Origin of the sequence: Pseudomonas sp. NPDC089741, from assembly GCF_044748825.1 — a bacterium.
Lineage (GTDB): Bacteria > Pseudomonadota > Gammaproteobacteria > Pseudomonadales > Pseudomonadaceae > Aquipseudomonas > Aquipseudomonas helmanticensis.
In genome coordinates, this window is record NZ_JBIVGT010000002.1 from 87,766 (window position 1) to 114,284 (window position 26,519).

Below are 26,519 nucleotides of genomic sequence, written 5' to 3' on the forward strand. Positions count from 1 at the left end.
ATCCCGCCGCTTATCTAAATTGCCGGTTCCCCGAGTGCGAACCGGTTCCTTCAGAGGTTCGAACTCAACTCGATTTACGCCGTTGCCCATTGAGGCGCCCGTGAGGTTCAGTTGATGAAAAGCCGTTTCCCGATGTTCCAGCGCACACCGGTTGCCGTCGCCGTGGCGTTGCTGATGCCCCTGCACGCCAGCGCCTACACGGCCTCAGTCAACAGTGGGGCAGTGGTATACGACGAAAGCGTCACCACGGGCATTCAATCGATTGGTACCAACGGCACCGCCCACCGCACTACCGTCAGCGGCAGTGGTTCACAGAATGTGTTCCAGAACGGTAAGAGCTACGGCACCCTGGTCGACGGTGCGACGCAAAACGTTTCCAGTGGCATCAGCCATGGCACGGTGGTCAATAACGGCGGCACACAGGTGGTCAACACCAGTGGTATCGCCAATGACACCGTACTCGATGCCAGTCAGCAAACCGTCACGCGGTCCACGGCCAACCGCACGTTGATCAACGCCGGCAGTGTGCAGACGCTGGATGTCCTGGCCATAGCCAACGACACTCAGGTCGGGCCTGCCGGCGTGCAGAACCTGAGCAACATGGCGGTGGCCAACAGCAGTGTGATCAATGCCGGGGGCGAGCAGACCCTGCGTCGGGGCCTGCTCGGTGGCGCAGTGGCCAATGGCACGCAAATCCAGGGCGGCACGCAAAGCGTGTACGACACCGGCACGGCCAACAACAGCACGGTCGGCAACGGTGGCCAGGTCAATCTGTACAGCGGCGCGCAAGCCAATGGCCTGGTGGCGCAGGCGGGCGGTACCGTCAACGTCATGGAAAACGGGGTGAAAACCGTTGACTCGTTGACTCTCGACGGCGGGCGGCTGGCGTTTGCGCCGAGCAGCGACGGCAGCTTCAAGACGTTTACCGTCAATGCCCTGTCCGGCAGCGGCAGTATTTTGATGAACACCGACATCGCCAATCAACGCGACGACTTGCTGATCGTCCAAGGCGCCGGCCTCGCCAGCGGTGATCACACCTTGATCGTGGGCGATACCGGGCACGAACCGGTCACTGCCGATGGTCGCTTGCGGTTGGTCGACACTAACGGTGGCAGTGCTAAGTTCGGACTCTACGGTGGGCATGTCGATGCCGGCGCCTTTCGCTACACCTTGCAGCAACAGGGTGATGACTGGGTGTTGGCGAGCAGCGGTGCCATTCCGCTTGAGCCAGTCGACCCGGTCAAACCCGTGGATCCGGCCGAGCCGCTTGAGCCGGTGGTTCCGGTGGTTCCGGTGACGCCACCACGGCCGATTGATCCGGCGCCCGAGCATCTCTCCAAAGGTGCCAACGCCGCCATCGCCGCCCACACCGCTGGTGCCAACCTGTGGGGCGCGCAGATGAACGCTTTGGTCAAACGCCTTGGCGAACTGCGCATGGGCAAGGATGACGGCGGTGTCTGGACCCGCGCCATCGGCAAGCGTTTCGACGTCAGCGAGCGCTCCAGTCGCGCCTACACCCAAGACGTCAGCGGTCTGGAAATCGGCGCCGACAAGGCTTTTAGCGTCGACAGCGGCAAGGTCTACGTCGGTGGCATGCTCGGTTCGGCACGCTCCGACCTGGACTTCGGCGAAGGCGCCAGGGGCGACATCGACAGCCGGATGTTCGGCATCTACGCCACGTATCTCAACGACAATGGCGTGTATGTCGACAGCGTTCTGAAGTACAGCCGCTTCGACACCGATATCAAAACGCCGAGCAATCTGGGCCAGGCGGTAAAGGGCTCCTACAGCACCAACGGGATTGGCGCGGACATCGAAGTCGGCAAGCGTATCGATTTGCAGGATGGCTGGTTCGTCGAGCCGCAAGTGGAACTCACCGCAACCCGCACCCAAGGTGCGAGCTACACCGCCAGCAACGGTCTGCGGGTCAAGTCCGACAACCTCGACTCACTGCAAAGCCGGGTTGGCTCGCTGTTCGGTCGCAGCCTGCAACTGGGCAATGGCATGCAGGTCCAGCCGTATGTCAAAGCGTCCTACATCACCGAGCATGCGGGCAGCAGCAAAGTCGAGGTCAACGGCAACAAGCTTGATGCCCGCTTGCCGGGTAATCGGGTGGAGCTGGGCTTCGGTGGTGTCTTGCAAGTCAGTGAGAAGAGCAAGATCGCGCTGGATGCCGAATACGCCAAAGGCAACGGTATCGAGCAACCGTTCGGGGTGAGTCTCGGTTATCGCTACCTCTGGTAAACACATCAAGCCACGTCGGATTGTTCCGGCGTGGCTTTTTGCTTTGCGGTCATCCAGAACGTTCCGCTGGTTTTTTCAGACTTGTCTTACATGCCGCGCAGCATTTTTTGGTTAGCGTGTGGCCTGTTGCCTTCCGAGCAACAACCTTTTTCCTATAACTGCGAAACCCATGTCCTACAAATGCTGGCGAATCCTGATTGCCGAAGAACTGCCCACGCTGCAGTCCAGAATCGGCAAATCCCTGAATGAACTGGGTTACTGCGCGCTGACGCCGGTGCGTTCGTTTCGTGAACTACTGGGCGTGACCCAGTACTCGCACGAGCCGTTCGAGCACTTTGACCTGATGCTGATCAACGGTGAACTGATGGCCGCCGCCGGCATCGATCCGGTGCGGTTTTTTCAGAGCTGTGCGCAGATTCGTCACGGCGTGATTTATGACGCGCGCCGAGGCCAGGCCTGGGCCGAGCCGATCTATACCACTGCGCGCCGTCATTTGAGCCTGATCCGTACGCCGGATCGGCAAACCCTTGGCCCTCTGCTGGAGCAACTCGATGTTTAGACGATCTCCCGCACTGCCGTTGCGCGTGCTGGTACTGGAAGACCATGCCTTCCAGCGCTCGGTGGCGGTCAACATGCTGCGCACCCTCGGTTGCGAGGAAGTCTTCGAGGCGAGTGACGGCGCCCAGGCATTGGCATTGCTGCAAACCCTAGGCACGGTCGACGTGGCCTTGTGCGATTTGCAAATGGAAGGGATGGACGGCCTGGAGTTTCTCCAGCGGGTCGGTGCCACGGGGCAGGTCAAGTCCGTGATCATCAGCAGTTCGCTGTCGGCGGACTTGCGGCGGGCCGTGCATCAGATGGTCGCGTTGCTCGGGCTGGAACTGCTCGGGGATGTCGGCAAGCCGCTGCATGGGCAAGTACTGGCGGAGCTGCTCGACAAGTTCGTCCACCGCCCGGCACTGCCGCAGGCACCCGCCGCAGTGATCACGCTGGCCAGCGAAGCGGCAGTGCGTCAGGCGCTGGCTGCACAGCAGTTGCACGCCTGGTATCAACCCAAATTCAATTTGCACACCGGTGAGGTGTGTGGCGTTGAGGTGCTGTGCCGCTGGCTGCACCCGACGCAGGGGATTATTTCCCCGGCGCTGTTCATGCCGGTGCTGGAGCGTTGCGGTTTGCTCGACCCGTTACTGTTTGCGCAGTTGGATCAGGCCTTGGCCGTGCAGCGCAGTGCCCGTGAGCAGGGCTTTGCCTTGAACATGGCGTTCAACCTGCAAGCGGTGCAACTGGCCAGCGGTGAGCTGACTTTGAGACTGCGCAGCCTGTTGGCGCGACATGCCACTTCGGGTGCGAGCCTGACGTTCGAACTGACCGAAAGCGGCCTGCTCGAAGCGCCGGCCACCAGCCTCGAAACCTTGGTACGTCTGCGCATGATGGGTTGCCGCTTGTCGATCGACGACTTCGGCGCCGGGTTTTCCTCGTTACAGCGCCTGTGCCAATTGCCGTTCAACGAAATCAAGCTCGACGCTGACTTCATTCGCAACCTCGAACATGAACCGCGCTGCCGGGCCGCGATCAGCAGCACGCTGGCGCTGGGCGAAACCCTCGGTATGAGCGTGGTGATTGAGGGCATCGAGACCGACGCCCAGCGCCGCGAACTGTTGGCGCTGGGCTGCACGCAAGGGCAGGGCTACTGGTACGCGCGACCAATGTCCGGGGCGGATTTGCTCGACTGGCTGCAACAGCGCAACGCTCGGAAAACCGCGGATGAATGACCTTTTCTTTCGGAAAGATCCTACAGATCCCTTCACACGGCTTGCGTAATCTTGCCTCACCCAGAAACCCATCCTACCGGGAGATCGACCATGATCAATAAAGCCCTGCGCATCCTCATCGCCGACCCGCAGCATTTTCACCGGATGAAAATCGAGCGACTGTTCAATGGCCTCGACTACTACCGTGTAGCGCCGGTGCAAACCCTCGCCGAGCTGCTGACGCTGGTCGATTATGGTTGTGAACCGTTCGATGTGGTGGTGATCAACGCCGAGCTGGCGGCCGGTTCGCTGGACCTGCTGGGGTTTTTCCTCGACAACCCGCAGGTGCGTCATGCCTTGATCTACAACGAGCCATCGGCGCCTGTGCAGACGACGCCCGGTTTTGCTCAGGACAACGTGCAGATCAGTCACGCGACATTGCCGCAGGCCCCAGCAATCAAACATCTGATGGCCCTGGTCGATGTGCCCAAGGACCTCGCTCCACGCCGGTGGGATCGAACGCCAAGCCTGCAACGTCAAGCTTGAGCATAGAATTTTGCCAGTCGCAACTGTCAGATCTGACAGCTAGATTCACCCCCATTCCCATGCAACAGTCACTGCGCAGCTTATCTGTGCGCAGCGCGCGGCCATGCGGCGCCATCGTCATGCTATTGCAGCGGGAGAGGTCATGAAGTCAGCGTTGATCGTCGATGATCATCCGGTGGTGCGCGCCGCCGTCAGAATCGTGCTGCAAAGCGAAGGCTTCAAGGAGATCCACGAGGCGTCGAATGGCAACGAGGTGGTGCCGCTGATCCGTGAGCATGCGCCAAAGCTGGTGATACTCGATCTGCGTCTGCCGGCCCTCGACGGGCTGGACGTGTTGGCCCGGATCCGCGCCAATGCGCTTGATTGCCGGATACTGGTGTTCACCTCGCATGATCCGCTGTTCTATCAGGAACGCTGCCTGCGCGCCGGGGCTACGGCGTTCGTCACCAAAACCAATCACTTGCAGCAATTGCACAAAGCCATTCAGGCGGTGATGTCGGGCTACACCTATTTTTCGGCATTGGCCGACAGCACCGGCACGCTGACGCCGTTGCTGACCACTGAAAAACAGATGATCGATCAATTGTCCGACCGTGAGTTGAGCATCTTCGTGCAATTGGGCCAAGGCGCGTCGAACAAGGCAATTGCCATAAACATGAACCTGAGCCACAAGACCGTCAGTACCTATAAAACCCGCCTGATGAAAAAACTGGGTGTGAGTTCGGCGGTGCACCTGCGCGATTTTGCCAAACGTAATCACTTGATCTGAGAGATCGCGCATGAATGTCCGGCGCTGGAGTTTGACCGTGTGGCTGTTGCTGGCGATGCCTTGTCTGGCCAGCGAAACACCGCAGGTGCTGGAAGTGCTGACGCGCACCCGCCTGGAGCATGTCCAGCTGCGCCTGGATGATCAGGATCGGCAGTGGTTGCGCCAGCATCCGCTGTTGCGCATCGGCATTTCCGGACCGGATTACCCGCCGTTCGAAATCACCCGCAATCAACTGGACCTTGAAGGCCTGACCGCCGATTACGCCGATCTGCTCGCGCAATTGCTCGGTCTGCGCATCGAAGTGCAGCGCTACGCGCGTCGGGACGCGGTGATGGCTGCGCTCAAGCGCGGCGAGATCGACCTGCTGGGTACCTCGAACAGTTTCGAGACTGCCGATCCCGAAGTGATTCTGTCGCGTGGCTATGCTGAAGACCAGCCGATGCTGGTGATCCGGCTCGATGAGTCGCTGCCGGCAGATCTGGCTGGCAAGCGCATCGCCATGGTCGAGGACTACTTACCGGCATCGAGCGTGCAGGCGTTCTATCCCGAGGCCAGCGTGCAACGCTACGCCTCGGCCATGGATGCCTTGGGCGCAGTGGCGTTCGGCGCGGATGACGTCTACCTCGGCGACCTCATCAGCGCCAATTATCTGATCAACACCAATTACCGCAACGACCTGCAACTGGCCGGCCCGTCGGGGCTTGATGCCAGCCCGTTCGGTTTTGCCTTGCTGCGCAGCGATGCCCCTCTCAAGCGCCTGGTCGACAAGGCACTGCTGGCGATTCCGCTGGAGCGGCGCCAGCTCATCGAACAACGCTGGAGTGCCGGTCGCGCCGAAATGACCGCGCAAGCGCGGATCCGTCTGAGCGCCAGTGAGCAGCGTTGGCTGACCGCGCATCCGGTCATACGGGTCGGTGCCGTCGAAGATTTTGCGCCGCTGACATTCTTTGATGCGGACAATCGTTTTCGCGGGCTTTCTGCGCAACTGCTGAGCCTGATCGCCCAGCGCAGTGGCCTCAACTTCGAAATTGTGCGCGGTGGCTCGCTGGATCGGCAGATCGAGCAACTCAAGGCTGGCGAACTCGATGTCTTGCCGGTGGTGACGCCGAGCAGCGAGCGCGAGCTGGAACTGCGCTTCACCCGGGCTTACCTGAACAATCCATTCGTGCTGATCAGTGCGACGAGCGCGCAGAGCCCACGCCGTCTCGACGATCTCGCGGGCAAGCGCCTGGCGATTTACCGTGGTCATCCATTGCGTGCTTATCTGCTGGAGCGCGTGCCGCAGTTGCGCCTGGTCGAGGTCAAGAGCCCGGCCGAGGGCATGGCGTTGATCGACAAGGGCCAGGTCGATGCGACGGTGAGTTCCTTGGTGGTCGCGCGTTATCTGATCGATCGCTACTACCCTGCACGTTTGCGCATTCTCGGCACGGTGGGCGATCAACCGGCACGTATCGCCTTGGCCACGGCGCCGCAGGCACCGGCGCTGCATTCCATTCTGAACAAAGCGTTGTTGAGCATCGCCCCGCAGGAAATGGACGACCTGATCGAGCGCTGGAGCCATGACGTGGTGGCGGACGACAGTTATTGGTTACGCCATCGGCGCGCAATCATTCAGGGCTTCGCTGTCGCTGCCGGTCTGCTGCTGTTTGCGCTCGGCTGGATCGCCTTCCAGCGCTGGCAGATTCGTCAACGCCAGCGATGGTTGGGGCAATTGCAGGAAGCCAAGGAGGCCGCCGACGACGCCAACCGGGCCAAGACGACCTTTCTCGCCACCATGAGCCATGAAATCCGCACGCCGATGAATGCCCTGATCGGCATGCTCGAACTGGCTTTGAAGCGCGCCGACGAGGGCATCACCGACCGTCTGGCGATCCAGGTTGCATCCGGTGCCGGTCAGCAATTGCTGGCGTTGATCGGCGACATTCTCGATATTGCGCGCATCGAGTCGGGGCACCTGTCCATTAACCCCGAACGGGCCAATCTGCGCGAGCTGGTGGCCTCGGTGTGCCGGGTATTCGAAGGGCTGGCGCGGCAGAAACGCTTGCTCTGGCACCTTGATCTGGATGCGCACAGCGACGTCGATGTGTTGATCGATCCGACCCGTTTCAAACAGGTGCTGTCGAATCTGTTGAACAACGCGATCAAGTTCACTGAAGAGGGCGAAATCAGTCTGCGTTTGCAGGTGTCCGCAATGGCCCCCGAGCAATTGACGGTGCGCGTCGTCATCGAAGACAGCGGTATCGGTATCAGCGAGCAGGACAGGCAACGCTTGTTCAGCCCGTTTGTTCAGGTCGGCAACTCTTCGCAAGCGGTGCGTAGCGGTTCCGGGTTGGGTCTGGTGATCAGCCGCAGTCTGTGCGAAATGATGGCCGGCACTTTGCGGCTCGACAGCGTGCCGGGCGAGGGCACGCGGGTTGAAGTCAGCTTGCAGTTGCCGATGCTGACGGCGCGTGTGCCGGATGCTGAAGTGGCGCAAACGCTAGACACTCCGAGGCGTTCGCTGCACGTGCTGGTGGTCGACGATCATCCGGTGAACCGCTTGCTGTTGTGCTGGCAACTGAGCGAACTCGGCCACCGTACGGTCGACACCGAGGACGGTGATCAAGGCCTGGAATGCTGGCGCGCGCAGCCGTTCGATGTGGTCATCAGCGACTGCAATATGCCCCGGCGTAACGGTTATGAACTCGCGCAGGCCATCCGTGAAGAAGAGTCGGCAATTGGCCGTAGACCCTGTCTGATCATCGGGTTTACCGCCAATGCACAGGTCGAGGAAAAACGCCGTTGCCTACAGGCCGGTATGGACGACTGCCTGTTCAAACCGATTCGTCTGGATGATCTGGATCTGGCTTTGAATGGCGCAGGCGATTGTCCCGGTGAGGTTGAACCGAGCGCAGCAGAGCCGCTGAAAGAGATCGATCTGAGCACCCTGGAACACATGACCGGTAACGATCACGCGCTGATCCAGCGTTTGCGCGAAGAAGTCTTGAGCAGTCTGCTGCATGATCTGCAGCGTCTGGAAAGTCTGCGTCCGATACAGGATCGCGCAGGGTTACGCGACCTTGCGCACCACATCAAGGGTGGTGCGCAAATGGTCGGCGCAGCTCGGTTGGTGTCGGCCTGCGCGAAACTTGAACAAGCCTGTCGAGAGACTGAAACAGAGCCAGTCGCCACGGCGACCAACGCCGTGCGCGATGCCATGGACAGCCTCGCGCAGCGGCTGCAGGGCTGATCAGTCCCAGGCCGGCGCAATGCCTTTCGGGCTGGTCAGGCGATGGCCGCGATCCAGCGAGGCAATCAGCGCCATGTCCGCGTCGCTCAAGGTCAGCGCGCTGGCGCCGAGGTTGCTTTGCAGGTTGGCGCGTTTGGTCGACGACGGAATCACCGCGTAACCCGATTGCATGGCCCACGCCAACGTCACTTGCGCCGCGGTGGCGTGCAGGCGTTCGGCGATCTGCCGGATCAGCGGATCCTGCAACACTTCACCGTACGCGAGGGTCATGTACGAGGTGATGTGGATGCCCTGGCTTTCGGCGAACTCTACGACTTTGCGGTTTTGCAGGTACGGGTGCAGCTCGATCTGGTTGGTCGCAATGTGCTCTGCGCCGACCGCGGCGATTGCTTGTTTCATCAGGTCGATGGTGAAGTTGGAAACGCCGATCTGCCGGGTCAGGCCCATGCGCTTGGCCTCCAGCAGCGCGCCCATGAATTCTGCGACGGGCACCTGATCTTCCGGCGATGGCCAGTGAATCAGCGTCAGGTCAAGGTAGTCGGTTTGCAGCTTTTGCAGGCTTTCCTTGAGGCTGTCGATCAGGCGGTCCTTGGCGAAGTTGGCGATCCAGATCTTGCTGGTGATGAACAACTCTTCGCGCGGGACGCCGCTGGCGGCAATCGCCTGGCCGACGTCGGCTTCGTTTTCGTAGATTTGCGCGGTGTCGATGACCCGGTAGCCGAGTTCAAGGGCGGTGCTGACCGAGTCGATGACGACCTGGCCTTGCAGGCGGAACGTGCCGAGGCCGAAAGCGGGAACAGACATGAGAACTCCAGGGTTGCAGTGGGAATGGGGTCGAGTATCCGCGTCTGCATCCGTGAGAAAAACCGCTGGTGGGGCAAAGCAGTGTTGAGCAGAAGTCATGAATCAATCCTGGATTCTGTGTTGTCTGGACTGGCCTCATCGCGAGCAGGCTCACTCCTACAGAAGATCTGTGGCGCTCAAAGTCCCTTGTAAGAGTGAGCCTGCTCGCGATGGGCGCACCGCCGATTCAGGCAATGTCGCTGTGGGCAAACTCCTCGCCGAGAAAATCAATCAACGTGCGCACTGACGGCAACAACCCGCGCCGCGACGGAAAGATCGCATGCACCACCCCACATTTCGGTGCCCACCCCGGAATCAACTCCACCACCCGCCCGGCGGCAATGTCGTCACGCACAACGACACTTGGCAAATGCGCCACACCCACCCCGGCAATCACCGCCTGACGCAAGGCGATCAAATCATCGGTGACCATTCGCGGCGTATGGCGGATCAGCGCGGTGTTGTCGTTCGGCCCCAACAACTCCCACTGATACTCACGCTGCGCCGCGCCCCAATGCAGGCTTGGTAAACCATTGAGGTCAGCAGGCGAGGGCGGTGACGACAGGCGTTCGACAAACTGCGGGCTGCCGACCACCGATTGCATGCTGTTACCGAGTACCTTCATGACCATGTCGGTGTTTTCCAATGGCGGAAAACGTACCCGCAGAGCAATGTCGAAACCTTCGTGCAGCAGGTCGACGCGACGGTTGGTGCTCTCGATAAACAGTTCCACCAGCGGATACTTGAGCAAATAGCGGGTGAGCATCGGCCCGACCCACGAGTTGAGCAGCGCCGTCGGGCAACTCAGGCGCACCAGCCCTTGCGGCTCGGAGCGATTGCGTTCGATCAGCTCGGCGGCACTCTCGGCTTCGATGCGCATGGCCAGGCAGCGCTGGTAATACGCCTGGCCGATTTCAGTCAGCGAACAATGGCGGCTGGTGCGATGCAGCAGGCGCACGCCGAGGCGCTCTTCCAGCTCGGAAATACGCCGGCTGAGTTTCGATTTGGGCATGTCGAGCGCGCGCCCGGCGGCGGCGAAGCCATGATGTTCGACCACTTGGGTGAAGTAGTAGAGGGTGTTGAGGTCTTCCACCATCGTTCTCCATATAGAACGCTAAGGCTGGTTTTTGCAGTCTAGTGCATTAATGGCTACGGATTTAAGCTTAATCCATCGCATCACTCACCCCCATTGGAGACCACCATGAAAAATATCATCGGTATCTATACCAGCCCGCGCGGCCATTGGGTCGGCGATGGTTTCCCGGTTCGCACGCTGTTTTCCTACGACAACCTCGGCAAACACATCAGCCCGTTCCTGCTGCTCGATCACGCCGGCCCTGCCGATTTCACCCCGACCACCGAACGGCGTGGCGTTGGTCAGCATCCACACCGCGGTTTCGAAACCGTGACTATTGTTTATGAAGGCGAAGTGCAGCACCGCGACTCGACCGGCAGTGGCGGCACCATCGGTCCGGGCGACGTGCAGTGGATGACCGCCGCTTCGGGGATCCTCCATGAGGAGTTTCACTCGGAGAACTTCGCCAGAACCGGCGGCAAACTGGAAATGGTCCAGTTGTGGGTCAACCTGCCGGCCAAGGACAAAATGGCCGCGCCGGGCTACCAGACCATCCTCGACAGCGACATCCCGAGCATCGCGCTCAAGGACAACGCCGGCAGCCTGCGCCTGATCGCCGGTGAGTTCGATGGCCACACCGGGCCGTCGCGCACTTTCACCCCGATTGACGTGTGGGACCTGCGCCTCAACGCCGGCAAGTTGCTGACGCTGGATCTGCACGAAGGGCGCAATACCGCGCTGGTGGTGTTGAAAGGCTCGGTGCAGGTCAACGGTCTGGAGTCGGTACGCGAAGGGCAGTTGGCGCTGTTCGAACGTGGCGGCAAGCAACTGACCCTCGAAGCCAGCCAGGATGCCGTGGTGTTGCTGCTCAGCGGCGAGCCAATCGATGAGCCGATCGTCGGTCACGGCCCGTTCGTGATGAACAGCGAGCAGGAAATCCACCAGGCCTTCGCCGACTTCCAGTCCGGCCGCTTCGGCCAGATGCACGCTTAACGCACAACCACTCCGCTCTACACAGGACGCGTAGGCCGGTTCGCAGGCCAGGGATGGCTGTCGCCTATAGAAAAGAGGAAACGCACATGAACACTGTCAATGCAGCGAACTTCGACGGCCAGAAACCGACCATCGATGCCAGCGACGCAGCGATGCTGCTGATCGACCACCAGAGCGGTCTGTTCCAGATCGTCAAGGACATGGACGTGCCGCAACTGCGCGCCAATGCCATCGCGCTGGCCAAAGCGGCGACCCTGTTGAAGATGCCGGTGATTACCACCGCTTCCGTGCCGCAAGGGCCGAACGGGCCATTGATCCCGGAGATTCACCAAGCCGCACCGCATGCGCAATACGTCGCGCGCAAAGGCGAAATCAATGCCTGGGACAACCCGGAATTTCATGCGGCGGTCAAAGCCACCGGCAAGAAAACCCTGGTCATTGCCGGCACGTTGACCAGCGTCTGCCTGGCGTTCCCGTCCATCGCTGCGGTGCATGAAGGCTACAAAGTGTTCGCCGTGGTCGATGCGTCCGGTAATCACTCGAAACTGGCCACTGATCTGACCGTTGCCCGTTTGGCCCAGGCCGGGGTGGTGCCGATCGACATCATGGCTACGCTTTCCGAGCTGCAAGGCTCGTGGAACCGTCCCGATGCCGAGCAGTGGGCGGCCGTCTACGCCCAGGCCATGCCGCATTATCAGTTGCTGATCGAGAGCTACCTCAAGGCTCAGCAAGTCGCGAACGAACACGAAGTGCTGGATTCGCAGCGCTGATCGAGTCTCCTGGGGCCGACCACCGGTCGGCCTCTATCACCCGCGAGGATTACTGCAATGACCACTCAATACAAACGTCTGGACAAGAACAACGCTGCCGTTCTGCTGGTCGATCACCAGGCGGGCCTGCTGTCGCTGGTGCGCGACATTGACCCGGACAAGTTCAAGAACAACGTGCTGGCGCTGGCCGATCTGGCCAAGTACTTCAAGCTGCCGACCATCCTTACCACCAGTTTTGAAACCGGCCCCAATGGCCCGCTGGTGCCTGAGCTCAAGGCACTCTTCCCGGATGCGCCGTACATCGCTCGCCCGGGGCAGATCAACGCCTGGGACAACGAAGATTTCGTCAAGGCAATCAAGGCCACCGGCAAGAAGCAGCTGATCATCGCCGGCGTGGTCACCGAAGTCTGCGTGGCGTTCCCGGCGCTGTCGGCACTCGAAGAAGGCTTCGATGTGTTCGTGGTCACCGATGCCTCCGGCACGTTCAACGAACTGACCCGCGATTCGGCGTGGAACCGCATGTCGATGGCCGGCGCGCAACTGATGACCTGGTTCGGCCTGGCGTGCGAGTTGCACCGCGACTGGCGCAACGACATCGAAGGCCTGGGCACGCTGTTCTCCAACCACATCCCGGATTACCGCAACCTGTTCACCAGCTACAACAGCCTGACCAACGACAAATAACCAATTCCCTGTAGGGGCTGCCGCAGGCTGCGATCTTTTGATGTTGTTTTTAAAGATCAAAAGATCGCAGCCTGCGGCAGCTCCTACAGGGCGGTGTGGTGTTTTTGCGGGCGTGCCCGTCCGGCGAAATCAATTGCTCCTACACTGTTCCAATCTGTGCGATCTTCTCGCGATTGGCCCTCGTCGGAGTTGTTTGATGCTGTCTCTGCTGACTGAACATCCGTTGTTTTGCGCGTTGATCCTGATCCTCCTCGATCTGGGGCTGTGGCGCCTGATCAGTTCCCGTGGCAGCGAGTGGAAACTGCTGGTGCGCGTGCTGATTTTCAGCCTGTTCAGCATCCTGCTGTTCAACGAAGGCCTCAACCCGATGGAGCCCGCGCCGTGGGCCGATAACGTGCCGTTGCACCTGGCGGCGACGGGGTTGCAGATCGGCTGGTGGCTGTTCGGCGCGCGCACCCTGACGGTATTGATCGGTGCGGTGATGATGCAACGGGTCGGCCACACCGGTCGGCTGTTGCAGGATCTGCTCGGCGCAGTGATCTTCCTCATCGCGATCATTGCTGCACTGGCCTATGTGCTCGACCTGCCGGTCAAAGGGGTGCTGGCGACGTCCGGCGCGCTGGCGATCATCGTTGGTCTGGCCTTGCAGAGCACCTTGAGCGACGTGTTTTCCGGGATCGTCCTCAACACCACCAAGCCCTATCAACTGGATGACTGGATTTCCATCGATGGCACCGAGGGCCGGGTCACCGACATCGACTGGCGCGCCACGCGCCTGCAAACCAGCCAGGGCAGCATGGCGGTGATTCCCAATTCGCTGGCGGCCAAGGCCAAGATCATCAACTTCAGTCGACCGAGCAATATGTTCGGCGTCTCGGTCAGCGTGCAGGTCAGCCCGCACGCTCGGCCCAATTCGGTGATCGATGCGCTGGAGCGGGCGATGCAGGGATGCCGGCAATTGCTCGACACGCCGGCGCCGAGTGTGGCGCTGAAAAGCTCCGACAGCGGCGGTGCGGAATACGAGATCAGCGGCTTTGTCGCCTCGATGGGCGAAAAACGCGTGGTGCGCAATCAGCTGTTCGACCTGGCTTACCGGCACTTGCAGGCGTCCGGGTTCAATCTGCTGTCGAGCGATGAAAGCGTTGCCCCCACCAACCTGTCGCGGCCGCGCGCGCTGCTCGACAGTTCGCCGATTTTCTCGACGTTGCGTCAGGAAGAGAAAGACACCTTCAGCCAGAACATGACGCTTAAAACCTTTCGCGCCGGCGAGACGATTCTCGAGGCGGGCGAGGTCAGCGATCATTTGTTCATCATCGAATCCGGCGTGGTATCGGTGACCTTGATTCGTCACGGTGCGCCGTTCGAGTCCGGGCGCATGGGGCCTGGCGAGGTCATCGGTGAAGCGGGCATTCTTTCCGACTCGTCGGTGCCGGCAACGTTTGCCGCGAAAACCTTCTGTGCGTTGTACCGCATCGAAAAGACCTACCTCAAACCGTGTCTGGATGCGCGTCACGACATCAACGATGCGATGAAGGCCTTGCTCGATTACCGCTTGCACAAGGCCCAGGCCCTGACGGCGGACGTGCCGGCGGTGGTGGCCAAGAAGGGCTTTTTGCAATGGCTGCGCAATCAGGTCTGAATGCTTGCGGGTAGCGGACAAACGGCTGGTCTACTCGTCTTCCGGGAGATTGGCTATTTGTCCGGCGGCGTTGCAGGACTACTTTAGATCCCACATTCACAGCCCCCCGGAATACTGCCATGAAAGCTCGTACCGATTTCTACACCGCTTCCCCGGACGCCCTGAAAGCGATGATCGCCCTGGAAACTGCGGTGTCGAAACTGCCACTGGAAAAGACCCTGATCGAACTGGTCAAGTTGCGCGCTTCGCAGATCAACGGCTGCGCATTCTGCATCGACATGCACACGGCCGACGCGATCAAGGGCGGTGAAACGCCACGCCGTCTGTTCGCGGTCACCGCATGGCGTGAAGCGCCGTTCTTCAGCGACCGCGAACGCGCCGCGCTGCTGTGGACCGAGTCGCTGACGCAACTGAGCCTGACCCACGCCCCGGATGAAGATTACGAAGTGGTCGCCGCGCAGTTCTCACCAAAAGAAATGGTCGACCTGACCGTCGCGATCAGCACCATCAACAGCTGGAACCGCCTGGCCGTAGGCTTCCGCAAAACCCCACAGGCCTAAAGCAAACACTCACCCCTGTAGGAGCTGCCGCAGGCTGCGATCTGTTGATTTTGTGTTTAAAAGACAAGATCAAAAGATCGCAGCCTGCGGCAGCTCCTACAGGGGGAATGTGGTGATGTCGGGATCGGGATCAGTGGGCGTCGGCACTCGGCGCGGCCGGTGGTTGCACCTTGCGCATCAAGGGCACCATCGCCGTGGCGATGACGAAGCACACCATGATCATCAGGAAGGTGTCGCCGTAGGTCTGCGTTTGCGCCTCGCGGTAGGTCAGCAGCCATAACTGGTGAAGGCTCGCGGTGACACCGACGTCACCGCTCTGGCCCAGCGTCGCGAGGTTGCCACCGACCTGCGCCAGCCATTGATTCAGCGCCTCATTGCTACTGTTCAAATGTTCGGCCAACCGGGTGAAGTGCAGGTTGGTGCGGTCATTGAGAATGGTCGCGCACGCCGCAATACCGATCGCCCCACCGAGATTGCGCATCAGGTTGAACAGCCCCGAGGCATGCTTGAGCCGCGCCGGTGCCAACCCGCCCAAGGTCAATGTTACCGCCGGCGGCACCGCCAGTTGCTGGGCAATCCCGCGCAACGCCTGCGGCAGCATCAGTTGTCCCGCGCCCCAATCATGGGTGATCGGGCTGAACTCCCACATCGACACGGCAAACAGGCCCAGACCGACCATCATGATCCAGCGCAAATCCACGCGATTGGCGAGAAAGGCGTACAGCGGAATCGCCATGATCTGGAACACCCCGGTGGAGAAAACCGCCAGACCAATGTCCAGTGCGCTGTAGCCACGCACCCGCCCGAGAAACAACGGCGTCAGGTAAATCGTCGCGAACAGCCCGATGCCGGTGACGAACGAGAAGAAGCAGCCGAGGGCGAAGTTGCGATCCTTGAGCGCGCGCAGATCAACGATCGGATTGGCCACGTGCAAGGTCCGGCCAATAAACGCCAATCCGGCCAGGCCACTGATCCACGCAGTGGTGAGGATGGTCTGGTCGCTGAACCAGTTCCAGCGCGGGCCTTCTTCGAGGGTGTATTCCAGGCAGCCGAGAAACAGCGCGAGAAACACCATGCTCAGATAATCCGCGCCCTTGAGCAACGACAGTTCCGGCTGGTCGATCTTCACCAGCATCGGCACCGCCACGGCGACGAAAATCCCCGGCACCAGGTTGATGTAGAACAGCCAGTGCCACGAGGAAATATCGGTGATCCAGCCGCCGATCACCGGGCCCATGGTCGGCGCCAGGGAAGCGACCGCGCCGATGGTCGCCGCAGCGATCACGCGTTGTTTGCCAGTGAAGAAAAAGAACGCCGTGGTGAACACCAGCGGAATCATCGAACCGCCGAGAAAACCTTGCAGCGCGCGGAAGGCGATCATGCTCTGGATGTTCCAGGCGATGCCGCAGAGCAGGCTGGCGAGGGTGAAACCGACCGCCGAGGCGCAGAACAGCCAGCGCGTCGAGAACACCCGCGAGAGCCAGCCCGACAAGGGGATCACGATGATTTCGGCAATCAGGTAACTGGTCTGCACCCACGCGGTTTCGTCGGTGCCGGCGGACAGTCCGCCGCCGATATCGCGCAACGAGGCCGAGACGATCTGGATGTCCAGCAACGCGATGAACATGCCGATGCACATGGTTGCGAAGGCGAGCACTTTGGTCGCGGTCGCCATGTCCGCCGCGTTGAACGGTTGCGCCGGGGCGGTGAGGCTGGCGGTGCTCATGGCGCGACGGCCACGGCGCTGGTTTCCGGCTGAGCGCGGGTATCGACTTCAGCGGTGACCGACAGGCCTGGACGCAAATGCCCGAGGACGCCGTCAGCCGGATCAAGGAGGATCCGCACCGGTACACGCTGGACGATTTTGGTGAAGTTGCCGGTGGCATTTTCCGGCGGCAGCACACTGAATTGCGAACCGGTGGCAGGGGCGAGGCTGTCGAGGCGACCGTGGAATTCCTGCCCCGACAGCACGTCGGCGCGGATGCTCACGCGTTGCCCGGGCTTCATCCGCGCCAGTTGGTCTTCCTTGAAATTGGCATCGACCCACAAGCCGCTAGCCGGGACTACTGACAGTTGCTGCGAACCGGCCTGCGCATAGGCGCCCACCCGCGCGCGGCGATTGCCGATCACGCCGTCGACCGGTGCACGCAATTCGGTATAGCCGAGGTTCAACTGCGCCAGATCGCGTTCGGCGCGGGCTTGTTGGAGGGCGGCGCGGGCCTGTTGTTTCTGGGTGTCGATGACCGCGAGTTGGCGTTGCGCGGCGAGCAGTTCGGCCTGGGCGCGGGCGCTCAGGGCTTGCGCGGTCTTGAAGGTGGCGTCGGCGCGTTGCGCGCTTTCCACCGACACCGCGTTGGTGGTCACCAGGCGTTTGTAGCGCGCGTTGTCATCGCGTGAACGCGCGGTTTCGGCGCCCGCTGCATCAATGCCGGCGCGGGCCTGGCCGATCACTGCTTGCTGCAGTTGTTCGGTGGCGTCGAGGTTGGCCAGCAGCGCTTCTTCGGCGGCGACGGCGCCTTCAGTCTTGGCGAGGTTGGCGCGATAGTCGCGGGCGTCGAGGCGAATCAATACATCGCCGGCCTTCACGTGCTGGTTATCGCTGACCAGCACTTCATCGATGTAACCGGCGACTTTCGGGCCGATTACCGTGACGTCGCCTCCGATATAGGCATCGTCGGTTTCCTCGAGAAAGCGCCCGGCACCCCACCAATGCACGGCGTATACGGCGGCGAAGATCAGCGCGAGCAAGCCGACGCCGGGCAGCAGCAAGCGTTTAAGCAAGGGCGGTTTGGTCTTAACCACAACAGGTTCGAGGGTGGGCATGCTGGTCATGGCGGATTACCTGATCAATCGGGTCGTTATTACGGCTGTAATATGACGTAGGTAATATTTAGTGGCAAATTATTTCTGACGCCGATCGTCAGTTGCTCATTTGAGCCAGTGGCCCGGTGTACTGCCAGTCATGACTTTGAAGAAGGCGATAAAGGCGCTGTCGCTGGCAAAACCCGATTCAAAAGCGCAGTAGCTCAGGCTGCGCCCGGTGGCGAGCAATTCCATCGCGCGCATCAAGCGCCACTGTTGGCGCCATTGCTGATAGCTCATGCCGGTTTCACGCTGGAAGATTCTCCCGATGGTGCGGCTGCTCGCGCCGATCTGCTGCTCCAGCACTTGCAGCTCCGGTGGCAGTCGTTCGGGCGTTTTCAGCAGGGGTGCCAGGCGCTTGTCCGCGGGTAATGGCAACAACATCGGTTGCTGCGTCGCTTCAGCGATTTCGCTCAGGTACAGGCCGAGCAGGTGGGCGAATTTGCCTTGCTGCCAATCCGTGGCGAAATCCGCCAGCGCCATTGGTTCCAGTACGGCGCGCAACAAAGGGCTGACTTCGATCACGCAGACTTGTTGCGGCAGCGTGGCGCACAGTTCGGGGATCAAGTAGATGGAGCGGTAATCGACACTCTGCTGCATCACCGCGCGATGGCTGACACCCGGTGGAATCCACGCAGCCCGCGACGGCGGCAGCAGACACAATTGCTGCGCCAGGGTAATTCGCGTGCAGCCTTGTCGCGTGTACAGCAGTTGCCCGCGTTGATGACGGTGCAGACCGGAATCGTGATCGCCCAAGGTCGAGGCGATACCGATCACCGGCGCAGGAAGCCGATCAGCGTCAAAGGTTGCATGGGCGTCTAGCCAGGCCATGGGTTGTCCGATTTCAGCGATAAGTTGGCGGGATTTTGATAGTACGCCAGTCTTCGATTCTTAAACTCCTCGGCGGTTAACTGGAGGAGTGAAGAAGGATGAACAGCAGATATTTCTTATGGCTGGCGATTGCGCTGCTGATGTTCCCGCAGATCGCACAAACCCTGTACAGCCCGGCACTCGGTGATATCGGACGCGTGTTCGATGTCGGCCCGCAAGCGGCGGCGCAGACGTTGTCGGTGTATTTCCTCGCGTTTGCCGTGGGTGTGGTGGTGTGGGGACGTCTGTGCGATCGCATCGGTCGACGCCCGGCGATGCTCGCGGGCCTGGCGATCTATGCCGCTGCTACGCTGTTCGGCCTGCGGGTCAGCAGTTTCAACGGCTTGTTGCTGGCGCAAATGTTGGCGGGATTCGGTGCGGCGGTCGGTTCGGTGGTGACGCAAACCGTGCTGCGTGATCGCTTCCAGGGCGCAGAGCTGGCCCAGATGTTTTCCCTGGTGGGCATTGCGCTGGCGGCCAGTCCCGCGCTCGGTCTGTTCAGCGGCGCCAGTCTGGTACAGGCCTTCGGATATCGCGGTGTGCTTGGTGCGCTGTTGCTGGTGGCGACGCTGCTGTGGCTATGGAGTCTTTACGCCTTGCCGGAAACCCGGCCGCAGCCATCACCTCAGGTGTGCCTGTGGCAAACCCTGCGATGCATGCTCTGTGACCCTGGCATCTGGCGCTCGGCACTGTGGATCGCATCGTTCAACGTTGCGCTGTTCAGTTATTACAGCCTTGGCCCGTTTATTTTTCAGCGGCTGGGCCTGAGCGCAGAGTGGTTCGGCTACAGCGGTGTGATCCTGGCACTGGGTTCAGGGATTGGCGCAGGGTGCAGCAAGCGTTTGTTACAGACAGGCGTTGCCACGCTGGCGTTGATCCGCCTCGCAGGTGTCAGCACTTTGCTCGGTGGGATGGGGGTCTGGTGGCTGCAGGACAGCGCCCTGTTCGTGCTGCCGATGTTGCTGGTGGTGTTGGCGTTCGGCATGGCGATCCCCAATATTCTGGGGATGGCATTGGTCAATTACGCGGATCGATCGGGTACCGCCGGGGCGCTGTTGGGGCTGCTGTATTACCTGCTGATCGGCGTCGGATTGCTGCTCGCGGGCGCCGCTCAAGCCCTCGGGGAAACCCTGATAGCGTGTAGCGCCGTAGTGTTGCTGCTGACGATAAAGCCAGGCAAAGCAATTGTTTAAGAAGTGTAAGCGCTGTAGGAAGCGTCTTGCATTTGTGTAGGAGGGCTCCGACTATCACGATTATTGATAGGGTGGCATTACGCCATTTGATGATCGCAAGGATGTTGCGTGCCGTTTTCGTTTTGCGCTGTTTTTCGTCGTCGTTCCACGCGTTGCCCGCTGTTGTCGGCCTTTGTGTTGAGTGTCTGTGCCTCCTCGATTGAAGCTGCCGAACCTGTCGCGCCGGGCCAGGAAGTGTTGCGCCAGCAACAACAGCAACAGCGCGATCTGCAACAACTGCAACTGGAACAACGCAAGCGTCAGCTGGAGCGTGGCGCGTTCGGGCCGGCGCCAGCGACCCCGGCGGTCGCGCCAACCGTTACCCCTGATGAACGTTGCTGGCCGTTGAGCGGCACGCGCATCGGTGGCGTCACGCTGATCGACAGCGACAAACTCAACGCCCGCATCAAGCCGTTGCTGGCGCCATGCATGGGCGTCGGGCAGATCAATCATTTGCTCGCGACCATCACCGCGATCTACGTCGAAAAGGGCTACATCGCCAGTCGTCCGTATCTGCTCAGCGCTCCGGCGGCGGGGCAGTCGCTGGATATTCGGATTGATGAAGGCTATATCGAGTCCATCGAACTGGCCGATCAGAGCCTGCCGGTGTCTCTTGGCGGCGCGTTCCCGAACATGCTCGGCGAACCGCTGAACCTGCGCGATCTGGAGCAGGGCCTCGATCAACTGAATCGCCTGCGCTCGGTCGACCTCACCGCCGACATCGCCCCCGGCAGCCAGCCTGGCGCCTCGCGAATCATTCTGCGTACACGCAGCGCCACGCCATCGCGCTGGGCCTTGAACGCCGGTATCGACAACCTCGGCAGCGCCAGCACCGGGCGCGATCGCGACAGCGTCAGCCTGAGCCTCGACAGCCCGCTGGAACTGAATGATTTGTTGAGCCTCAGCGCCAGCGACACGCTCAATCAGGGCGACCGCTACAGCCGCAACGCCAGCCTCTATTACGCAATTCCTTACGGTTACTGGACCTACAGCGCGTTCGCCAGCCATGCCGAATATCGCGCGCCGTTCAAGTTGCCCAGCGTGACCTTTCACAGCCGCGGCATCACCGATCAGGTCAGCCTGCGCGCCGACCGGGTGTTATGGCGCGACCAAAGTCGCCAGCTCAGCGCCAACCTGCAATTGGCGCACAAGGACGTCGACAGCTACCTGGAAAATGTCCGGTTGGGTATTCAGAGCCCGACGCTGACCGTGGCCGAGGCTGGGCTCAATCTGTTCTGGCTCGACCGCGCCGTGTGGAACCTCGACATCAACTACGCCCAGGGTTTGCGCTGGTTCGGTGCCGATGACGATTCGCAACATCAGATCAACAACTTGCCCAAGGCACAGTTTCGCAAGTACCGCGCCGGCCTCAGCCAGTGGCGCAACGGTCAGTTCGGCGCGCAGGCGTGGCAGTGGCAGAGTCAGCTCAACGTGCAGTACAGCCCGGACCCGTTGCCGGCCATCGAACAGTTGCTCGGCACCGACGATTCGGCCGTGCGCGGTTATCGCGTCAGCAGTGCGTCGGGCGCCAGCGGTGCGGTCTGGCGCAATACCCTGCGCCTGCCGCTGCGCAGTGAATGGCCGGTGCAGATCACCCCGCGAATCGGCCTCGACAACGGCTGGATCAAAGCCGATCACGGCGCCCAAGGGCAACGCCTCAGTGGCGCCAGCGTCGGTCTGAATCTCGGCTGGAAAAACCTGCAAGTGGACGTCGATTACCAGCGCGCCCTCAACACCCCCGACGGTCTGCAGCACGAGCCGCAAACCTGGCTGATGCGTGTCGGGGTGCAGATATGACTGCAACCTGAATCGATAACGCAGTGAACAAAACAGCCGTCGGATCTGAGCGCGTCAGCCACGGCCAAGATTAAAACGCGCGACGTGATGCCGTACTCACATGGAGACGTTTTTATGCCAGCACACACCTTTGCATTTCATCTTTCCCCTCGGGGCAAATTGCGCTGGGCGATCGCCAGCCTGTTCCTCGCCGTGCACCTGCCGAACGCGATGGCCGGCGGTGTCGTGGTTGCACCGGGGCCCGGCGGCACCGCGCAATTGCAAACCCAGGGCGGTGTGCCCATCGTCAACATCGTCGCGCCGAATGGTTCGGGCCTGTCGCACAACCAGTTCCTCGACTACAACGTCGACCGTCAGGGCCTGGTGCTGAACAATGCCTTGCAGGCCGGACAATCGCAGCTCGCCGGGCAACTGGCGGCCAACCCGCAACTGCAAGGCCAGGCCGCGCGCGTGATCCTCAACGAAGTGATCAGCCGCAACCCGTCGGCGATCAATGGCGCGCAGGAAATCTTCGGCCGTGCCGCCGATTACGTGCTGGCCAACCCCAACGGCATTTCGGTGAATGGCGGCAGTTTCATCAACACGCCGAACGCCAACCTGGTGGTCGGTCGTCCGGAATTGACCGACGGCAAACTGCAAGCCCTGAGCACCCGCGACGCCAGCGGCCAGTTGCAGATCCAAAGCGGTGGCCTGCGTAACGCTGAGGGCTCGATCAACCTGATCGCCCCGCGTATCGATAGCCAGGGCGCGATCAGTGCTCGCGATAGCCTCAACCTCACGGTTGGACGCAATCAGGTCGATTACGCCAGTGGCCAGGTGAAAAACGTGGACCCGGCGGGCAATACCGCCGACGGTCGCATCGACGCCAGCCTGTTCGGTGCCATGCAGGCCGGGCGTATCAACATCGTCAGCACCGCTGAAGGTGCCGGCGTGCGCGTGGGTGCGGTGCAGGTCGCCGGGCGCGATGGCGTGCAGATTCGCTCCGCCGGCGACCTCACGGTCAGCGGTGCAGCGGTCGCCAACAGCCTCGACATCACCCGCGCCGACATCCGCAGCAGCCAGGGCGATGTCGGCCTGCACAGCGGCAAAGACCTGACCCTGGCCGCCACCGATGTCAGCGGCCGCGACGTGATTGCCGAGGCCAAACGCAACCTGACCCTGACCACCGTTGAAAGCCGCAAGCTTCAGGAAAAGCGCGAAAACTGGAACAACAGCACCATCGGCATCACTTGGGAAACCTACGACCGCACCCAGACCGATAGCGAAACCCGCCAGCATGGCAGCCAGATCGTTGCCAGCCGCGACGCCAAATTGTCGTCCGGCAAAGACACCGAACTGAAAGCCGCCAAAGTCGAAGCTGCAAAAAATCTCAGCGTGCAAAGCGGCGGCGATCTGCGCCTGAGCGCTGCCACCGAAAGCCATACCCAGACCGATCAGGGCAACCATCGCAAGCATCTGTGGAAAGCTGACTGGAACAGCAGCAGCGAAGAGCAGCGCAGCGTCACCAGTCAGTTGAAGGCCGGCAATATCGCCCTGCAAACCGCCGCGTTGTTGCGCTCCGAAGGCGCTGAAATGACCAGCACCGGCGACCTGCAACTCGCCGGTAAACAAGTGGAAATCACCACGGCCACGCGGACCAATCGCAGCAGCGACAATCGTTATTCCGGTGACCTCGTCGGCGGTGGTTTCTTCGGCAAGACCGGCGATGCCGACAAGGGCCAGACCCAGCATCAGGGCAGCAAGATCAACGCCGCCGGCAAGCTGATCGTCAAGGCAGACGAGGTGCGCATCAGCGGCAGTCAAGTGCGCGGCGGCAGCGACGCCAGTGTGATCAGCGACAAGGGTTCGCTGGTGATTGATGGCGTACAGGACACCACGCACAGCAACAACCATGACAAAGACAGCAAGTTCTTTGGCATCAGCAAAGACGAGTCGCGGCAGAACAGCCAGGACAGCACCACGCTGCGCAGCGAACTGGTGTCCGACAGCAACCTCAAGCTCAAGAGCGCCAAAGACCTCGAAGTGGCAGGCTCGACGGTCAAGGCGGGCGGGGCGCTGACGGCCGACGCGGCGGGGGATGTCAACGTGCATTCCGCGCAGAACACTCACGACAGCAGCGCGACCACTGAAACGCGTGGCTTCGATGCCTACGCCAAAGAGCAGACGCCAGAGCAGTATCGTGCCGGCATTCACTACGAAGACAAACAGCAAACCGTGACCAGCAACGACGTCACCCAGCAAGGCTCCAGCCTCAGCGGCGGCAGCGTGCAGGTGAAGGCGGGCGGTGACGTCACGCTCAAAGGCACGGAGGTGAAATCCACGGCGGGTGACACCACACTGAGCGGCAAGAACGTTTCGTTGCTGGCCGAACAGGACAGCCACCAAACAAGCTCTGACACGTCCAGCACCGGCGGCGGTTTCTACTACACCGGCGGTCTCGATCGCGCGGGCAGCGGCGTCGATTTCGCCCACAGCAGCGTGCAAGACTCGACCAGCAAAACCACGGCGCAAACCACTCAAGTGCAGAGCAGCGGTGGTCTGCACATCAATGCCGACAAACTCGCCACCGAAGGCGCGCAACTGAAGGCTGGCAACGGTCTGCAGGTTGTCGCCAACGAAGTCGACAACCGCGCGGCCAGCAACAGCGACAGCAGCACGCACGCCGAGAGCAACTGGTCGGCGGACATCGGCGCCAACGTCGAGTACAAAGACATCGCCCGACCGATTGCCGGTGTCGTCAAGGAGGTCTTGAATGGCAAGGTTCCGGACAAGGAGGCGCTGAGTAATCTCGGTCAGCCGAATGTCGGTATCGACGTCGCGGTCGGTCATGGCAGCGCGACTAAAACCGAGCAGACCAGCAACGCCGTGGTCAGCCGTTTTGATGGCGGCAACGTCGCGGTGAAAGTCGCCGGCACATTGCATGACCAAGGCAGCCAGTACAACGCCAGCGCCGGCACAGTGAACATCAGCGCCGACAGACTGGTCGCCGATGCTGCCAGCAACACCCACAGCAGCACCGATAACGCCGTGGATGCCAAGGTCGATGTGCGCGTCTACACCAAGACCGGTGAAGACGTAAATGTCGCCGGCAGTGGCGCGGGTGGCAGTCGCACCTCCAGCAAAGACAGTTCCACTGCGGTGGTCGGCGGTTATGCCGGCAGCCAGGGCGTAAACATCAACACCGCGGGCGATGCGCAATTCGCCGGCAGCCGTTTCGACGGCGGTAAGGGTGGCATGAACATCCACACCGGCGGTGATCTCGCACTGAATCAGGCCACTGATCGCCAGCACAGCAGCGACAGCAGCCTGCGTGGCAATGGCTCGCTGACGGTCGGCACCTTGCCGGGCACCGACGGCACCAACGTCGACCTCGGCGCCGGGTTCCAACTCGATCAAACCGGCAAGCAAACCACTGACACTCAGGCGCACGTGGCAAGTATCAGCGGCAACGGCGTGCAGTTGAGCAGCGGCGGCAATCAGACCCAGCAAGGCACGAAAATCGACAGCACTGGCGCCATCGATTTACACGCCGACGGCAAACTCGATCTGCAAGCGGCCAGCGACACCCACACCGCCATCGGCAGCAATCTCGGCGGTGGCTTGAAGGGCGGTGGCAGCAAAACCAGCGGCGAGAAGAGCAGTGATCAGGGCGCTAACCTGAGCGCCAACTTCAACACCGGTCGAGTCAACGAGAACGCGCAAACCCTGACGGGCGGCCAGCTCAACGCCCAAGGCGCAATCGCCTTGAGCGGCGATTCGGTGCACCTGCAAGGCACGCAAGTCAGTGCGCCAAACGTCAGCATCGACGCGCAGAAGGGCGGTTACGTGCAGCAGTCGGCGCAGTCCACCGATAACCGCAACAACTGGAACGTCGCGCTGAACGCCGGCGGCAACCTGAGCAAAAGCACGCCCACCGCTGCTGACGAAAAGGCCAGCAGCGATCACGGTTTCAATGCCGGGGCCAAGGTCGCTGTCGATTATCAGCAAGGCACCTCGCAGCAGAACAGCCAGATCAAGGCTGACACGGTGCTGCTGAACAGTGCGGGTGACGCACAACTGGCGGGCGCGCGCATCGACGCGAACCATGTCAGCGGCAAGGTCGCCGGTGGTCTCACCGTCGAGAGCCGTCAGGACTCGCAAACCCAGGCCAAGGTCGATGTTGATCTGGGCCTGACCGCGAAGAAAACCCCAGCCGATGACAAAGGAAAACTTGCCGGTACCGACTACAAACCGACGCTGAAAGCGCAGGGCGAATACGCGCACAAGGACAGCGTTGCGCAGGCTTCCGGCATCAGCGCCAGCCAAGGGGTAAACCTTGCCGTCGGCGGCGCCACGCAATTGACCGGCGCGCGGATCACCTCGTCAGAAGCAAAGGTCGATCTCGGCGCTTCGAAGGTCAGCAGCAGCGACCTGAACAACCGTGACTACGGCGTCAAAGCCGGCCTCGACCTGCCGCAAAAAACCGAGGAAAACGCACCGAAGGTTTCCCTTGAAAACGGCAACCTGAAAATCGGCCCGGTCACCCTCAGCGGTCATCTGGACAGCCAGACCCTGCAAGCGGGCATCGACGAAAAAGGCTGATCCCCAGCGCAAAACCCTGTAGGAGCGAGCCTGCTCGCGAAGGCGTCCATTCAGTCAGCGAAATGCCTGACTGA

General features: G+C 61.2%; 19 protein-coding genes. 14 read left to right on the forward strand and 5 right to left on the reverse strand.

Annotated features, from left to right (window positions below; all coding sequences use genetic code 11):
- The first annotated feature begins 114 nt into the window (after positions 1-114).
- The 6 genes from ACIPZE_RS02570 (at position 115) to ACIPZE_RS02595 (ending at position 8,539) form a co-directional block, all read left to right on the forward strand.
- Complete coding sequence (locus tag ACIPZE_RS02570) at positions 115-2,244, forward strand: autotransporter outer membrane beta-barrel domain-containing protein (RefSeq protein WP_400771124.1); 2,130 nt, start codon at positions 115-117, stop codon at positions 2,242-2,244.
- A gap of 169 nt (positions 2,245-2,413) precedes the next feature.
- Positions 2,414-2,803 (forward strand): hypothetical protein, encoded by a 390-nt coding sequence (locus tag ACIPZE_RS02575; protein WP_129391688.1) that lies wholly within the window; start codon positions 2,414-2,416, stop codon positions 2,801-2,803.
- Positions 2,796-4,016 carry an EAL domain-containing protein gene (locus ACIPZE_RS02580; RefSeq protein WP_283437052.1) on the forward strand — a complete coding sequence of 407 codons (1,221 nt, stop codon included), beginning with the start codon at positions 2,796-2,798 and terminating at the stop codon, positions 4,014-4,016. Before ACIPZE_RS02575 ends, ACIPZE_RS02580 begins: the two co-directional genes overlap by 8 nt.
- 90 nt (positions 4,017-4,106) lie before the next feature.
- Complete coding sequence (locus ACIPZE_RS02585) at positions 4,107-4,541, forward strand: chemotaxis protein CheY (RefSeq protein WP_283437051.1); 435 nt, start codon at positions 4,107-4,109, stop codon at positions 4,539-4,541.
- Between the two features lie 142 nt (positions 4,542-4,683).
- Positions 4,684-5,310 carry a response regulator transcription factor gene (locus ACIPZE_RS02590; RefSeq protein ID WP_283437050.1) on the forward strand — a complete coding sequence of 209 codons (627 nt, stop codon included), beginning with the start codon at positions 4,684-4,686 and terminating at the stop codon, positions 5,308-5,310.
- Between the two features lie 10 nt (positions 5,311-5,320).
- Positions 5,321-8,539, forward strand: coding sequence for a transporter substrate-binding domain-containing protein (locus tag ACIPZE_RS02595; RefSeq protein WP_400771129.1), 3,219 nt, complete (start codon positions 5,321-5,323; stop codon positions 8,537-8,539).
- Here the strand turns inward: ACIPZE_RS02595 and dkgB are convergent, their stop codons facing one another.
- A complete protein-coding gene (gene dkgB / locus ACIPZE_RS02600; RefSeq protein ID WP_283437048.1) occupies positions 8,540-9,343 on the reverse strand; it encodes a 2,5-didehydrogluconate reductase DkgB in 804 nt (267 codons plus the stop codon).
- Between the two features lie 226 nt (positions 9,344-9,569).
- Positions 9,570-10,478: a LysR substrate-binding domain-containing protein gene (locus ACIPZE_RS02605; RefSeq protein ID WP_283437047.1), complete on the reverse strand. Its 909-nt coding sequence runs from the start codon at positions 10,476-10,478 to the stop codon at positions 9,570-9,572.
- 105 nt (positions 10,479-10,583) lie between these two features.
- On the opposite strand from ACIPZE_RS02605, the gene ACIPZE_RS02610 reads away from it, so the two are divergent.
- The 5 genes from ACIPZE_RS02610 (at position 10,584) to ACIPZE_RS02630 (ending at position 15,103) form a co-directional block, all read left to right on the forward strand.
- On the forward strand, positions 10,584-11,450 hold the full coding sequence (locus ACIPZE_RS02610; protein WP_400771134.1) for a pirin family protein: 867 nt from the start codon (positions 10,584-10,586) through the stop codon (positions 11,448-11,450).
- An 86-nt stretch (positions 11,451-11,536) separates the two neighbouring features.
- The gene (locus ACIPZE_RS02615) at positions 11,537-12,220 is read left to right on the forward strand and encodes an isochorismatase family protein (RefSeq protein WP_283437045.1); all 684 of its coding nucleotides are present in this window, start codon (positions 11,537-11,539) and stop codon (positions 12,218-12,220) included.
- A gap of 57 nt (positions 12,221-12,277) precedes the next feature.
- Positions 12,278-12,904 (forward strand): isochorismate family cysteine hydrolase YcaC, encoded by a 627-nt coding sequence (ycaC, locus tag ACIPZE_RS02620; protein WP_129391715.1) that lies wholly within the window; start codon positions 12,278-12,280, stop codon positions 12,902-12,904.
- Positions 12,905-13,100: 196 nt separating this feature from the next.
- Positions 13,101-14,543, forward strand: a complete 1,443-nt coding sequence (locus ACIPZE_RS02625) for a mechanosensitive ion channel family protein (protein WP_129391718.1) — start codon at positions 13,101-13,103, stop codon at positions 14,541-14,543.
- A 119-nt stretch (positions 14,544-14,662) separates the two neighbouring features.
- Positions 14,663-15,103, forward strand: coding sequence for a carboxymuconolactone decarboxylase family protein (locus ACIPZE_RS02630; protein ID WP_400771138.1), 441 nt, complete (start codon positions 14,663-14,665; stop codon positions 15,101-15,103).
- Between the two features lie 130 nt (positions 15,104-15,233).
- Here the strand turns inward: ACIPZE_RS02630 and ACIPZE_RS02635 are convergent, their stop codons facing one another.
- The 3 genes from ACIPZE_RS02635 to ACIPZE_RS02645 all read right to left on the reverse strand — a co-directional run bounded on the left by ACIPZE_RS02635 (position 15,234) and on the right by ACIPZE_RS02645 (position 18,796).
- Positions 15,234-16,829, reverse strand: coding sequence for a DHA2 family efflux MFS transporter permease subunit (locus ACIPZE_RS02635; protein WP_400771141.1), 1,596 nt, complete (start codon positions 16,827-16,829; stop codon positions 15,234-15,236).
- Positions 16,826-17,935 (reverse strand): HlyD family secretion protein, encoded by a 1,110-nt coding sequence (locus ACIPZE_RS02640; RefSeq protein ID WP_400771143.1) that lies wholly within the window; start codon positions 17,933-17,935, stop codon positions 16,826-16,828. The genes ACIPZE_RS02635 and ACIPZE_RS02640 overlap by 4 nt, the downstream gene beginning before the upstream one ends.
- Positions 17,936-18,031: 96 nt before the next feature.
- A complete protein-coding gene (locus ACIPZE_RS02645; protein ID WP_400771145.1) occupies positions 18,032-18,796 on the reverse strand; it encodes an AraC family transcriptional regulator in 765 nt (254 codons plus the stop codon).
- Positions 18,797-18,894: 98 nt separating this feature from the next.
- On the opposite strand from ACIPZE_RS02645, the gene ACIPZE_RS02650 reads away from it, so the two are divergent.
- The 3 genes from ACIPZE_RS02650 to ACIPZE_RS02660 all read left to right on the forward strand — a co-directional run bounded on the left by ACIPZE_RS02650 (position 18,895) and on the right by ACIPZE_RS02660 (position 26,445).
- Positions 18,895-20,028, forward strand: coding sequence for an MFS transporter (locus ACIPZE_RS02650; protein WP_400771148.1), 1,134 nt, complete (start codon positions 18,895-18,897; stop codon positions 20,026-20,028).
- 108 nt (positions 20,029-20,136) lie between these two features.
- Positions 20,137-21,864: a ShlB/FhaC/HecB family hemolysin secretion/activation protein gene (locus ACIPZE_RS02655; protein ID WP_400771151.1), complete on the forward strand. Its 1,728-nt coding sequence runs from the start codon at positions 20,137-20,139 to the stop codon at positions 21,862-21,864.
- A 114-nt stretch (positions 21,865-21,978) separates the two neighbouring features.
- Positions 21,979-26,445, forward strand: coding sequence for a hemagglutinin repeat-containing protein (locus tag ACIPZE_RS02660; protein ID WP_400771154.1), 4,467 nt, complete (start codon positions 21,979-21,981; stop codon positions 26,443-26,445).
- The last annotated feature ends 74 nt before the right edge of the window (positions 26,446-26,519 follow it).

What these genes read in the sequence shown, in the direction of transcription:
- ACIPZE_RS02570 (WP_400771124.1), top strand. Translation starts at nt 115, where the DNA reads ATGAAAAGCCGTTTCCCGATGTTCCAGCGCACACCGGTTGCCGTCGCC.
- ACIPZE_RS02575 (WP_129391688.1), top strand. Translation starts at nt 2,414, where the DNA reads ATGTCCTACAAATGCTGGCGAATCCTGATTGCCGAAGAACTGCCCACG.
- ACIPZE_RS02580 (WP_283437052.1), top strand. Translation starts at nt 2,796, where the DNA reads ATGTTTAGACGATCTCCCGCACTGCCGTTGCGCGTGCTGGTACTGGAA.
- ACIPZE_RS02585 (WP_283437051.1), top strand. Translation starts at nt 4,107, where the DNA reads ATGATCAATAAAGCCCTGCGCATCCTCATCGCCGACCCGCAGCATTTT.
- ACIPZE_RS02590 (WP_283437050.1), top strand. Translation starts at nt 4,684, where the DNA reads ATGAAGTCAGCGTTGATCGTCGATGATCATCCGGTGGTGCGCGCCGCC.
- ACIPZE_RS02595 (WP_400771129.1), top strand. Translation starts at nt 5,321, where the DNA reads ATGAATGTCCGGCGCTGGAGTTTGACCGTGTGGCTGTTGCTGGCGATG.
- dkgB (WP_283437048.1), bottom strand. Translation starts at nt 9,343, where the DNA reads ATGTCTGTTCCCGCTTTCGGCCTCGGCACGTTCCGCCTGCAAGGCCAG.
- ACIPZE_RS02605 (WP_283437047.1), bottom strand. Translation starts at nt 10,478, where the DNA reads ATGGTGGAAGACCTCAACACCCTCTACTACTTCACCCAAGTGGTCGAA.
- ACIPZE_RS02610 (WP_400771134.1), top strand. Translation starts at nt 10,584, where the DNA reads ATGAAAAATATCATCGGTATCTATACCAGCCCGCGCGGCCATTGGGTC.
- ACIPZE_RS02615 (WP_283437045.1), top strand. Translation starts at nt 11,537, where the DNA reads ATGAACACTGTCAATGCAGCGAACTTCGACGGCCAGAAACCGACCATC.
- ycaC (WP_129391715.1), top strand. Translation starts at nt 12,278, where the DNA reads ATGACCACTCAATACAAACGTCTGGACAAGAACAACGCTGCCGTTCTG.
- ACIPZE_RS02625 (WP_129391718.1), top strand. Translation starts at nt 13,101, where the DNA reads ATGCTGTCTCTGCTGACTGAACATCCGTTGTTTTGCGCGTTGATCCTG.
- ACIPZE_RS02630 (WP_400771138.1), top strand. Translation starts at nt 14,663, where the DNA reads ATGAAAGCTCGTACCGATTTCTACACCGCTTCCCCGGACGCCCTGAAA.
- ACIPZE_RS02635 (WP_400771141.1), bottom strand. Translation starts at nt 16,829, where the DNA reads ATGAGCACCGCCAGCCTCACCGCCCCGGCGCAACCGTTCAACGCGGCG.
- ACIPZE_RS02640 (WP_400771143.1), bottom strand. Translation starts at nt 17,935, where the DNA reads ATGACCAGCATGCCCACCCTCGAACCTGTTGTGGTTAAGACCAAACCG.
- ACIPZE_RS02645 (WP_400771145.1), bottom strand. Translation starts at nt 18,796, where the DNA reads ATGGCCTGGCTAGACGCCCATGCAACCTTTGACGCTGATCGGCTTCCT.
- ACIPZE_RS02650 (WP_400771148.1), top strand. Translation starts at nt 18,895, where the DNA reads ATGAACAGCAGATATTTCTTATGGCTGGCGATTGCGCTGCTGATGTTC.
- ACIPZE_RS02660 (WP_400771154.1), top strand. Translation starts at nt 21,979, where the DNA reads ATGCCAGCACACACCTTTGCATTTCATCTTTCCCCTCGGGGCAAATTG.